This window comes from Mongoliimonas terrestris, from assembly GCF_001927285.1.
GTDB lineage: Bacteria > Pseudomonadota > Alphaproteobacteria > Rhizobiales > Pleomorphomonadaceae > Chthonobacter > Chthonobacter terrestris.
The window spans coordinates 128,514-140,790 of sequence record NZ_MSIG01000001.1 but is presented as its reverse complement, the minus strand read 5'-3'; the positions used below and the strand labels follow the sequence as shown (position 1 = coordinate 140,790).

At 68.7% G+C, this 12,277-nt stretch carries 7 protein-coding genes; all 7 read left to right on the top strand.

Annotation, left to right across the window (positions count from 1 at the left end):
* Window positions 1–452 precede the first annotated feature (452 nt).
* The 7 genes from BUQ68_RS00540 (at window position 453) to BUQ68_RS00510 (ending at window position 12,274) form a co-directional block, all read left to right on the top strand.
* Window positions 453–1,589 (top strand): AAA family ATPase, encoded by a 1,137-nt coding sequence (locus tag BUQ68_RS00540; RefSeq protein WP_075213986.1) that lies wholly within the window; start codon window positions 453–455, stop codon window positions 1,587–1,589.
* 380 nt (window positions 1,590–1,969) lie between these two features.
* Window positions 1,970–3,466 carry an ATPase domain-containing protein gene (locus tag BUQ68_RS00535; RefSeq protein WP_075213985.1) on the top strand — a complete coding sequence of 499 codons (1,497 nt, stop codon included), beginning with the start codon at window positions 1,970–1,972 and terminating at the stop codon, window positions 3,464–3,466.
* Window positions 3,467–3,600: 134 nt separating this feature from the next.
* A complete protein-coding gene (locus BUQ68_RS00530; protein ID WP_175577700.1) occupies window positions 3,601–6,219 on the top strand; it encodes a PAS domain S-box protein in 2,619 nt (872 codons plus the stop codon).
* A gap of 187 nt (window positions 6,220–6,406) precedes the next feature.
* The gene (locus tag BUQ68_RS00525) at window positions 6,407–8,017 is read left to right on the top strand and encodes an FAD-dependent oxidoreductase (protein WP_075213983.1); all 1,611 of its coding nucleotides are present in this window, start codon (window positions 6,407–6,409) and stop codon (window positions 8,015–8,017) included.
* Window positions 8,018–8,396: 379 nt separating this feature from the next.
* Complete coding sequence (locus BUQ68_RS00520; RefSeq protein WP_075213982.1) at window positions 8,397–9,155, top strand: Tll0287-like domain-containing protein; 759 nt, start codon at window positions 8,397–8,399, stop codon at window positions 9,153–9,155.
* Between the two features lie 3 nt (window positions 9,156–9,158).
* Entirely contained in the window at window positions 9,159–11,903 is a 2,745-nt protein-coding gene (locus BUQ68_RS00515) for a response regulator (RefSeq protein WP_075213981.1), read from the top strand.
* Window positions 11,903–12,274, top strand: coding sequence for a response regulator (locus tag BUQ68_RS00510; RefSeq protein ID WP_075213980.1), 372 nt, complete (start codon window positions 11,903–11,905; stop codon window positions 12,272–12,274). The genes BUQ68_RS00515 and BUQ68_RS00510 overlap by 1 nt, the downstream gene beginning before the upstream one ends.
* Window positions 12,275–12,277: the final 3 nt, after the last annotated feature.

Here is a 12,277-nt window from a genome sequence, read left to right as displayed (position 1 = left end):
CGGCCGCCATGCTCGACCCGGCGACGGCCGCATGCCGCCGACCCCGCAAGGACGAACGGACGGCTGCCAAGCCGACAGCGGACGGCACATCGCGGCCCGGCCGTCGAGCTTTTCTCGCGGGCGGTGACGCTTGCCGCGGGTCGGCCCTCTCCGACCGGCAAGCGGCCGATTGCGGCCGTCGACCTGACGCGTCCGTCAGGTCGGAAGGCGCGGAATGCAACGCCGTCACAGTCCGACGGCGGACCCGCGATGGAGGCAACCGTGGAGACAGATCCGTTCCGGACGCGCGACCACGTCGCCGTGGTCGACGGCGATGGGACGGCCGGTGCGGCCCTTGGCGCAAGGACACGGGCCCGCCTGCCCATGGTGGCCGACGACCGGCCGGCGCCCGGCCTGGTGCGAAGAGCCCGGTCCCAGTCGATCGCGAAACGGCGCTGTGGCAGATTGGCCCCATGTCGCTCACCGATCTCGACATCGCCGGCTACCGGTCCATCCGCTCGATCCGATTTCCGCTGAGGCGCCTCACGGTGCTCGTCGGCGGAAACGGGGTGGGCAAGACGAACCTCTATCGCGCGCTGGAACTTGTCCAAGGCGCCGCGACCGGCGATCTGACGATGGCGATCGCGCGGGAAGGCGGCCTTGCGTCGGTTCTGTGGGCCGGCCAGCGCCGCAAGACCGACCTGCCGCGACTCCGCTTCGAGGTCGCGCTCGAAACCATCCTGCCGGCCGCCGAGAACGCCGCCTTTCAGCCGCGCTATGCGGTGGAGATCGGCTTCGGCGACAGCGCCTTCGAGGCCGTCTTTGCCGAAGAGCCGCAGATCAAGGCGGAGAGCCTGACCCTTTCGGGACGCCGCGGCGTCACCCTCATGGAGCGCAAAGGGCCTGCGGCCTGGTACCGTGACGAGACCGGGCAGAGACGGCGACTGGAGCAGCCGCTTCTGGCCAGCGAGACGGCTCTGTCGGCCATCCGCGGCACCTTGCCCGAACTCGACGCCGTCCGGCATCTGCTTTCGAGCTGGCGCTTCTACCACGGTTTTCGCACCGACCACGGCTCGCCGCTGCGCCGCCCGTCGCTGGCCGTCACCGCACCGATGCTGGACGCGGACGGCGCCAACCTCGGCGCGGTTCTGGCGACGCTGAAGCACATCCGGGGCGACACGGTCGATCTCGATGCGGCCGTCGACCTCGCCTTCCCGGGCGCCCGGCTTTCGATCCCACGGCCGGAAAAGGACGCGTCCTTCGCGCTGACCTTCGCGGACGTGCCGCGAAGGCCTTTCGGCCCGTCGGAACTCTCCGACGGCACCTTGCAGTTCATGGCGCTCCTCGGCGCGCTCCTCGCCTATCGGCCGCCGCCCTTCATCGCCCTCAACGAGCCGGAAGCCAGCCTGCATCCGGATCTCCTGCCGGCTCTCGCCCGCGCCATCGCCCGCGCCGCCGAACGCAGCCAGGTGTGGGTCGTGACCCATTCGCCGATTCTTGCCAAGGCGATCGCCGAGGAGACCGGCATCGACCCGCTTCAGGTCATCCGCCAGGACGGAGCCACCTGGCTGGAAGGCCTGTCCCAGGTCGGCACCTTCCGGGACGGGTGACGGAGGGGCGCCGGCACGGGCGGGCCGACGACGTCCGCTCGACGCGGAGGCGGGGGCCACGGCGACGCCGTCCGTCTCCAGCGACGCCGGAGGGAGGGTCGGCCGCCCCGCGGTCCACCGCCGCGCTTGGCTTTCGCGCGGTCCGCACCAAATGCTGCGGGACGGGTCGCCGTTCTCCGCCAGACGATGGTGGGGAACCGCAAGTGTGCTCTCGGGGTTTTCAGGCACGGCGATACCTTGACCATGAACAGAGCCGAACCTGCTCCTGTTCTGGACAGATCAACGCGGATGACATCGTCAGGCTGTCAGAAGGGCAACAGCATTCGTTGGTGCGGCCGGACAGTCTCTCAGTCGCCGCCCAGACGGAGATTGGAGCCATCATGGTCGGCGCGGTTCAGTCCTTCTCCAAGGCGCGTACCGGTGTGGCAGGGCTGGACGATGTCCTCGTCGGGGGCTTGTCTCCCGGGCATGTCTATCTTCTGGAGGGAAGCCCCGGCACCGGCAAGACCACCATCGCGCTCCAGTTCCTGCTGGAAGGCGCAAAGGTTGGAGAGCCAGGCCTCTACATCACCATGTCGGAGACCGAGCGGGAGCTGCGCGAAGGGGCCGCCTCGCATGGCTGGACCGTCGATGGGGGCATCAAGGTGTTCGAACTGGTGCCGCCGGAAAACCTTCTCGACGAGTCGCACCAGCAAAGCCTGCTCTACTCGTCGGATCTTGAACTCGGCGAAACCACAAAGGCCGTGTTCGACGCGATCGAGCAGAGCAAGCCGGTCCGGATCGTCATCGACAGTCTTTCCGAAATCCGGCTCCTGGCGCAAAGCTCCTTGCGCTACCGTCGGCAGATCCTGGCCATGAAGCACTACTTCGCCCAGCAGGGCGCCACAGTTCTCATGCTGGACGATCTGACCACCGACTCCAACGACAAGACCGTCCACAGCCTGGCGCATGGCGTGATCCGGCTCGAGGGGATAACGCCCAACTATGGCGCCGAGCGGCGGCGCCTGCGGGTGATCAAATACCGCGGCCAGTCCTTCCGGGGCGGCTTCCACGATTTCATCATCGCCCGGGGTGGGGTGCAGGTCTTTCCCCGCCTGGTCTCCGGCGAGCACAAGACGAGCTTTGTGCGCCGCGTGATGACGAGCGGGATCGACGCACTCGATCAGCTCCTGGGCGGTGGCTTCGAACAGGGCTCCAGCACGCTGATCATGGGGCCGGCCGGGGTCGGCAAGTCCCTGCTGGCCGTGCAGTTCGCCGCCGCGGCAGCGGCCCGGGGGGAGAAGGCGGCCCTCTTCATCTTCGACGAGGAGCTCGGGCTCCTGGTCGATCGGGCCAAACTGCTGGGCATCGATCTCGACGCGCTGCGTGCGGCCGGGCGGATCCTCGTCGAGCAGGTCGACGCCGCCGAGTTGTCCCCCGGCGAGTTCGCCTACCGGGTGCGGGCGATGATCGGAAACAATGCCGTGAGGACGGTCGTCATCGACGGTCTGAACGGCTATCAGGCGTCGATGCCGGACGAGAGCTTCCTGATTCTCCACGTCCACGAGCTGTTGCAGTACCTGAACCGGCAAGGTGCCTCGACCTTCCTGACGCTGGCCCAACATGGCCTGATCGACGACATGAGATCGTCCGTCGATGTGACCTATCTGGCCGACACGGTGATCCTGCTGCGGTATTTCGAGGCCTTCGGACAGGTGCGCAGAGCGGTTTCGATCATGAAGAAACGGTTCGGGACGCACGAGAACACCATCCGGGAAATCCAGATCGGCGGCAGCGGCATCGCTGTCGGGGAGGCCTTGAATGGCTTCCAGGGCATCCTGCGTGGCACGCCCGTGCTCGTCGATGCGGATCGGAAACAGCTGCTCGACGGTCGCTGACGATGAGCGACACACACCGCCTTCTTTCGGAGCGGGCTCTCGTTCTGGCGCCACACGGCCGGGATGCCTCCCTCGCCGCCCAGATCCTCCGGACCGCCGGCATCTTCGCCGAGATCTGTCCCGATCTGGCCGGCTTGGTCCAGGAGATCGAGCGCGGCAGCGGTTTCGCGCTGGTGACCGAGGAGATCCTGCGGTCGGCCGATCTGAAGTCCCTGTCCCGCTGGCTGGCCGGGCAGCCCCCCTGGTCGGACTTCGCGTTCATCGTCCTGACGCGGCGCGGGGGTGGCATCGAGAACAACCCGGCCGCCAAGCGCTATCTCGACGTGCTGGGAAACGCGTCGTTCCTGGAGCGGCCGTTTCATCCGACGACACTCGTCAGCCTGGCCGGGACGGCGCTCCGCGCCCGCCGGCGGCAGTACGAGGCGCGGGGACAGCTGGAGGCTCTGCGCGAGAGCGAAGCGCGGTATCGCACCCTCTTTGAGAACATCGACGAAGGCTTCTGCATCATCGAGTTCATCGACGGGCCGCATGGGCCGCTGAGCGACTATGTCCACGTGGAGGCCAATCCCGCCTACGCGATCCATGCGGGGATCCCCAACGTCGTCGGGCAGAAGGTGCGCGACATGGTGCCTGACGAGGCAGGAAGCTGGGTCGAGCTCTACCGCCGCGTTCTGGAGACCGGCGAACCCACCCGCTTCGAACGGGAACTCGTCGCCACCCGGCGCTACCTGGAGCTTGCCGCGTTCCGGGTCGAACCCCCGAACCGTCGGCAGGTGGCGGTGGTGTTCCGGGATTTCACCGGGCGCCGGCAGGCCGAGCTCGCGCTCCGCGAGAGCGAAGCGCGCCTTCGTGCCCTCAACGCCGACCTGGAACGCCAGGTGGCCGAACGGACGCGGCAGCGCGGCCGCACCTGGCAGGTGAGTCCGGACCTCCTCGGCGTCGCGGACGCCTCGGGACGCTTCACAAGCGCGAACCCGGCCTGGGAGCATACGCTGGGTTGGACGCAGGAAGAGATTGCACGCACGACCATCCTGGACCTCCTCCACCCGGACGATGTCGAACCCACCCGCGCGGCGCTCCGCAGGCTGAGCGAGGGCGAACCCGTGCTGCGGTTCGAGAACCGCTACCGGAGCAAGGACGGAGCCTACCGCTGGATTTCCTGGGTCGCCGTCCCCGAGGGCGAGGAGTTCTACTGCAGCGGGCGCGATGTGTCCGTGGAGAAGGAGCAGGCGGCCGAGCTTGCGGAACGAAGAGCCGAACTCGACCGCCTCTGGACCTTGTCCGAGGACATGCTGGCGCGCGCCGACTACAACGGAATGATGTCGGCCGTCAGCCCTGCTTGGACGCGAATCCTCGGCTGGAGCGAAGCGGAACTGCTGGCGCGCCCCTATGCCACCTTCATGCATCCGGACGACATGGTCCCCACCCTGGCGGCCTTGTCCCAGATGAACGAAACCGGTCAGCCGACCCGGTTCGAGAACCGCATCGCGAGCCTCGACGGGCGTTGGATCCCGATCGAGTGGACCGTCGCGCCCGAAGCTGAAGGCATCAACTTCATCGCCGTCGGACGCGACCTCAGCGCGGTGAAGGAACGGGAGACGGAACTCGCCGCCGCGCAGGAGGCCTTGCGCCAGTCCCAGAAGCTCGAAGCGGTCGGACAGCTGACGGGGGGCGTGGCGCACGACTTCAACAACCTCCTCACCATCATCAAGAGTTCGACGGATTTCCTGCAGCGCCCGAACCTCGCCGAAGAGCGTCGGCAGCGGTACACGAACGCGATCTCCGAAACGGTCGACCGGGCGGCGAAACTGACCGGACAGCTTCTCGCGTTCGCCCGCAGGCAGGCCTTGAAACCGGAGGTGTTCAACGTTCCCGAACGGGTGGGTGCCGTGACGGAGATGCTGCAGACCGTCGTGGGCTCGCGGATCACCATACGGGTGGTGGTGGAGACGCGGGATTGCTTCGCCAAGGCGGACGTCAGCCAGTTCGAGACGGCGCTGGTCAACATGGCGGTGAATGCGCGCGACGCCATGAACGGCGAGGGCAAGCTGACGGTGACCGTGCGCCGGATCCCCGAACTCCCGCCGTTGCGGGGCCACGCCGGCGGCCGGGGACCGTTCGTGGCAGTCTCCCTCGCCGACACCGGCGCGGGGATCACGCCCGACAAGCTCACGCAGATCTTCGAGCCGTTCTACACGACCAAGGAAGTCGGCAAGGGAACCGGTCTCGGCCTTTCGCAGGTCTATGGGTTCGTCAAGCAGACGGGCGGCGACGTCTCGGTTGAAAGCGAGCCCGGACAGGGGGCGACCTTCACCATCTTTCTTCCGCAGGTCGAGGACACCACGGAAAGCCCTGATCCGCGCCCCGGCAAGGTCGCGGGACCGCCGACCGACGGACGGGGGCGGAGGGTGCTCGTGGTGGAGGACAACATCGACGTGGGGCGATTCTCCACGCAGATCCTGGAAGATCTCGGCTACGTCACCACTTGGGCGACCAGTGCAAGCGATGCACTCGACCACATCAAAAGCAGGAACGACTTCGATGTGGTGTTCTCCGATGTGGTCATGCCCGGGATGGGCGGTGTGGAACTTGGGGAGGAGATCCGGCGCCGCTATCCGGGTCTGCCGGTGATCTTGACGTCCGGGTACAGCCATGTGCTGGCCGAGGAGGGCCGCCATGGCTTCGAACTCCTGCACAAGCCGTATTCGGTCGAGGCGCTTTCCGAGATCCTGAAGCGGGCGACGGGCCGCTGACGGCCGGCAAGGGGCCGAGCGGCGAAGAGGTCTTGCGCCTTGGGTCTGCCATGCTCCGTCAGGGTGTCCGGTGGCGCCGCCGGAAAGGCGCCCGCGCTCGCGCCGTCATGGCATTCCCCGATCGTCGTGCTAGCTTCCCTTTCGTCTCGCGGTGCCCCGCTTGCGCATGGCAGAAAGGAGTCGCCTCATGGAACGGTCCGCAGTCGACCTCAGCACCTACGTGCGCACGCCTCTTTCGGAGGCCCACGTGGCCCATCTGCGCTCGATCGGCGACATCGTCCAGTTCGCGCAAGGTGACACCCTGGTGGCCTTCGGCGCCGCCAACGAGGCCTTCTTCTATATCCTCGAGGGCGAGGCCGCGGCCTGGGACGAGGTGTCCGGCAAGCGCTATGGCAACGCCACCCTGGGGCCGACCCAGTTCACCGGCGAGATGAGTTTCCTCACCGGCGGGACGGCGCAGCTGACGAACCGGGCGGACACGCCTCTGACCGCGATCCGCGTGCCGCGCGCGGCGATGCTGCAGGCGATGGCCGACATTCCCGAGATGAGCGACATCGTCATCACGGTCTTCGCCGCCCGCCGCCGTCGCCTGATCGAAAGCGGGCAGGCGGGGCTGACGCTGATCGGCGCCGAGGTCGACCGGGCCGTGCGCCGGATCGAGGCCTTCGCCACCCAGAACCGCATTCCCTTCCGCAGCCATGCCCTCGGCAGTTTCGAGGCGCTGGCCCTTGCGGGGCGGTGCGGCATCCCGGCCAGCGGCGGGGCCGTCATTCTCGGCGAACGGACCGTGTTGACGGATCCGACCCCTCAGGCCCTCGCCCGGCGCCTCGGCCTGGACCTGGCGGTGGAGGAGGGGGCCGCCTTCGACGTGGTGATCGTCGGCGCCGGCCCGGCGGGGCTTGCATCGGCCGTCTACGCGGGCGCCGAGGGATTGCGGGCCCTGGTGGTGGACGAGCTCGCGGTCGGCGGACAGGCGGCGACGTCGTCGCGGATCGAAAACTACATGGGCTTTCCGACCGGCATCTCGGGTGCCGATCTCTGCGCCCGGGGCGAGATCCAGGCGCTGAAGTTCGGCACCCGCTTTGCCGTTCCCCGGCGGGTGACGGGGGTGGCGCGACAGGCCAACGGCTTCGACCTGACCCTCGACGACGGGGTGAGGGTCCGGGCGACCGCGGTCGTGGTGGCGACAGGGGTGCAGTACCGCCGCCTGCCGCTCGCGCGGCTGGAGGACTTCGAGGGCGCGGGCGTGTCCTATGCGGCCACCGAGCTCGAGGCGCGGCATGTGCAGGGGCGGGCGGCGGTGGTGATCGGCGGCGGCAATTCGGCCGGCCAGGCGGCGATGTTCCTCAGCCGCAAGGCCGAGCGCGTGCACCTCGTGGTGCGAGGCGCCTCGCTGGCGGCATCCATGTCGGACTACCTGATCGAGCGCATTCGCCGGAACGACGCCATCACCGTGCATTTCGGCGCCGAGGTGACCGCGCTGCACGGCAAGAACACGCTGGAGGCCGTCACGCTGCGCGACGCCGACGGCGAACGGCAGCTGCCGGCGGCGGGCCTGTTCATCATGGTCGGTGCGGCACCCAACACCGGTTGGCTGGCGGGTCTCGTCGATCTGGACGCCAAGGGGTTCGTCCTGACCGACGGTGGCCATGCAACGTCCTGCCCCGGCATCTTTGCGGTGGGCGACGTGCGGACGGGCTCGATCAAGCGCGTGGCCTCGGCCGTGGGCGAGGGATCGGTCGTCATCTCGCGGGTCTGGGACCATGTCGCCCACGCCCGCGGGGACGCGTCCCGGTGAGCCGGTACCAGCGACCAGGGGACGTGCTCTCCGGGGTTGCGGAGGGCGACATGCGGCATCCAGGCGCCCCCGAGGCACAGCCTGCCTAAGGCATGAGCAGTTTCGGCGAGGGCTGCCTGCCTCGTTTGCAGCGATGCGATGGGTGGGCGGTCCACCTCGGCCTTTGTTGCCGCGGCGTGCCTGAAAACCCATGGCATCAGCTCGTCCGTGTTGCGCGCGCTGGGCCTGCTCAACATGGTCGGAATAATGCATATGATGCTGTCGCAAACCGAAGCGTCCGTGAGCGGCCTGTGGCCGACGACAAGGACGCCGGGGGAGGGGCAGGATCATGATCCGAGGACGAGACGTCGCCCGGCGGTTTCGGACGCAGCGACTGCCCATGGTGCTCCTGGCCGGCGCGCTCGGCCTTTTCGGCCTCGGCGCGGCGCTCTCCCTCGCGCCGTCCGCCCGTGCGGCCGAGGCGGAGCCCGATGTGATCGCCACGCGCCTCGCCACCATGCTGCAGTCGGCACGTTCGGTGATCTCGCGGAACCAGGAGACGATCAACGACCCGACCATCGCCGACAAGAAGCTGACGGCCGATCGGGTCGTGGCGGAGGCGATCGTCGCCTACGAGACGAAGACCGGCGAGAACCCGACGTCCTATGATCCACAGTCCCGGCTCGGCAAGCTGATCACCGCGGAGATCGACGCCATCCGCCGGGTGATGGACGAGGTGCAGCCGTCCATCAACCAGGAAGGGGTCGGCTTCAAGGGCTTCATTCCGGCAACCTTCGCCCGACTTGTCAGCGAAGCCTTCACCCAGTCGGTCGCCGGCGAGGCGACGATGCGGGTGACGGCACCCCTGCCGCTGGTGCGCAACCGGAAGTCCCGCCCCGACCCGTGGGAGACCGCCGTGATCGCCGACCGCTTCGCCGACCCGGCCTGGACGCGCGGCGCGCCCTTCTTCGAGACGGCCACCGGCGCCGAAGGTCCGACGTTCCGCATGGCGGTGCCGGAGTATTACGCAGCATCATGTCTCTCCTGCCACGGCGGGCCCAAGGGATCGATCGACATCACCGGCTACCCGCGCGAAGGCGCGGCGGAGAACGACCTTGCCGGCGTGATCAGCATCACGCTCTTCGAACCGCGGAACTGACCGATGCTCACCGGCATCTTCGGGCTCCTCGGGCGCACGTCGATCGCGTTCCGGCTCATCGTCCTTTCGGCGCTTCTTCTCCTCGCCATGGCCGGCACGAGCGCCTACCTGCGCATCACCCTCGACCGGGCGTCCGCGACGACCGCCGAGGCGGAGCGCACCGCCGCGCTCCTCGACGTGGTCAGCCGTGTGCGGACGGCCTTCGACGATCTGCGCTACTGGCGGGTGGACCTTGCGGTCAGCCTCCTCACCTTGTCGGAAGCGAAGGGCGAGGATGCCCGCGCGCGGTTCGACGACGGCATCGAAGAACTGGCCCGAGATCGGCCCGACGAGGCCGAAGCGATCCGGGACGGCGTGGTCCGGTTCGACGACACGGCCATGCAGGCGGTGGAGGCCTACACGGAGGACAAGCGCGTCGTCGGCAATGCCCTTTTCGCGGAGGCGCGCACCCACGGCGTGGCGGCCCGCGCGTCCATCTCCGCCTTGGAGACCGCCTTGAAGGCCGAGGCGGCCGAGGCGCGCCTCGACGTCCTCACCGAGTTCAGCGACGGCACGGAGGTTTCGCAGATCGTCACGGGTGTCGCCGTGGTCACGGGCGGCCTTCTGACCTTCCTCATCCTTGGCTCCATCCTCAAGCCGCTGAACCGGCTGGTCACCGCCATCGGCGACATTTCGGTCGGGGCGGGCGACGTGGTGCTGCCGCCGCGCTCCCGGGACGAACTCGGCAGGGTCCGGGACGCCCTGGTGCTCTTGTCGGAGAGCATGCGGGAACGGGCGCGGCTTGCGCGGGAGGCGGAAGACCAGCAGCACCGGCTGCTCGATGCCATCGAGAGCATCAACCAGGGCTTCGCGCTCTACGACGCTCAGGAACGCCTGCAACTGATCAACTCCAACTACCGGGCCCTGCAGCCCGCGCTGGCAGCCGTGCTGGAGCCGGGGGTTCCGTTCCGGGCCATCCTCAACGCCGCGGCGGATGTCCGGGGCCTCTCGGACGAGGAGAGGCGGGCCTGGATCGACGGCCGCCTGGAGCGCCGCGGCCGGCCGGAGAGCCTGTTGGAGCTCTTTCCCAACGGCCGATGGGTGGAGGTCCAGGAGCGGCGCACCCGGGAAGGCGGCATCGTGGCCGTCTACACCGACGTGACGGAGACGCGCCGCCGCGAGATCGAACTGGAGGACGCGCGGGAGGCCGCCATTCGGGCCACCCAGGTGAAGTCCGAGTTCCTCGCCAACATGAGCCATGAACTGCGCACCCCTCTCAACGCGATCATCGGCTACAGCCAGCTCCTGCTGCAGGACGCCGAAGATGCCGGTCAGACCGACCTGGTGCCGGACCTGAAGCGGATCGAGGGGGCGGGTCAGCACCTTCTGCGGGTGATCAACGACATCCTGGACCTTTCCAAGATCGAGGCCGGTCGGATGGACGTCTTCCTGGAGCCGGTCGATGTCCGCGCCCTCGTCAGGGACGTGGAGACGCTGGTGCTGCCGCTGGCGGCCAAGAACCGGAACCGGTTCCGGATCGACATGCCCGACGACATGGGCACCATCGAGACCGACTACACCAAGCTGAAGCAGATCGTGCTCAACCTCGTCAGCAATGCCGCCAAGTTCACCGAGGACGGCACGATCACCCTGACCGCCGGCATCACCGGCAAGGGAGGCGACCACACCCTGTCGATCTGGATCGCCGACACCGGGATGGGCATGACCGAGGAGCAGTTGGGTCGCCTGTTCCAGGCCTTCTCCCAAGCCGACAGCTCCACCACCCGCCGGTTCGGCGGCACCGGGCTGGGGCTTGCGATCAGCCGCAGCTTCGCCCGCACGCTCGGCGGCGACCTGACCGCCACGAGTTCACCCGGCGTCGGCTCCACCTTCCTGCTGACCCTGCCGGCGGTGGGCGCCCGCCCCGCCGCCCCGCCGGCCTCGCAGCCGGAAGCGCCGGACCTCTCGGCTTCCGAACCGCCGCCCGGGCGAACGGGCGGCCAGAAGGTGCTGGTGGTCGACGACGACGCGCAGACCCGCCACATCATCGGGAGCCACCTCGTTCGGGCGGGATACGCGCCGCTCTATGCCGGATCCGGCGCCGAAGCGCTGGACCTTGCCCGCGAACACCGTCCGGACGCCATCACGCTCGACATCATGATGCCGCACGTGGATGGCTGGTCGGTGCTGGTCGCGCTGAAGAAGGATCCGGACCTTGCCGCCATTCCGGTCGTGATCGTGTCCATCACCGACGAGAAGTCCCTCGCCTTCTCGCTCGGGGCGGCCGCCATGCTGACCAAGCCGCTCGACCGGGACGACCTGATCGAAGCCGTCCAACGCACCATCGCGGCAACCCACGGGTCGGACCAGCTGCGGATCCTCATCGTGGAGGACGACGCGGCGGCGCGCACGCTGATGCTGCGCCAGGCCGAGGCCCTCGGCATGGTCGTGCAGGCGGCGGGTAACGGCCATGAGGCGCTCGAACGCCTGGCGGCCCATCCGACCCCGGACGTGGTGGTGCTGGACCTATCCATGCCGGAGATGAACGGGTTCGAGTTCCTGGAACGGATGCGCCTCAACCCCGACTGGCGGTCGGTTCCGGTGGTCGTCGTCACCGCGCGCGACCTGACGGACAGCGACCGCGCCCGGCTCGGCGCGGCGGCCCAGGGCGTGGTGACGAAGCGGGGCGATCCGCAGCTCGACATCACCCGGGCCATCAACTGGATCTCGGGCCCGGCGCAGGGCGCGGGCGAACCGGGGAGGCGATGATGGCGTCGATCCTGCTCGTGGAAGACAACGACCTCAACCGGGACATGCTGTCCCGCCGCCTGACCCGGGCCGGCCACGTGGTGACCATGGCGGTCGACGGCCTGGAGGCGGTGACCAGAACCGCCGCGGAAAGGCCGGACCTGGTGCTGATGGACCTCAGCCTGCCGGGGATCGACGGCTGGGAGGCGACGCGCCGGATCCGGGCGACGCCGGACGGCCGGACCCTGCCGATCATCGCCCTCACCGCTCACGCGATGCTCGGCGAGCGCGAGCGCGCCCTCGACGCGGGCTGCGACGACTTCGACACCAAGCCGGTGGACCTTCCCCGGCTTCTCGGCAAGATCGACGTCCTGCTCGCCCGGCCGCGCTGACGC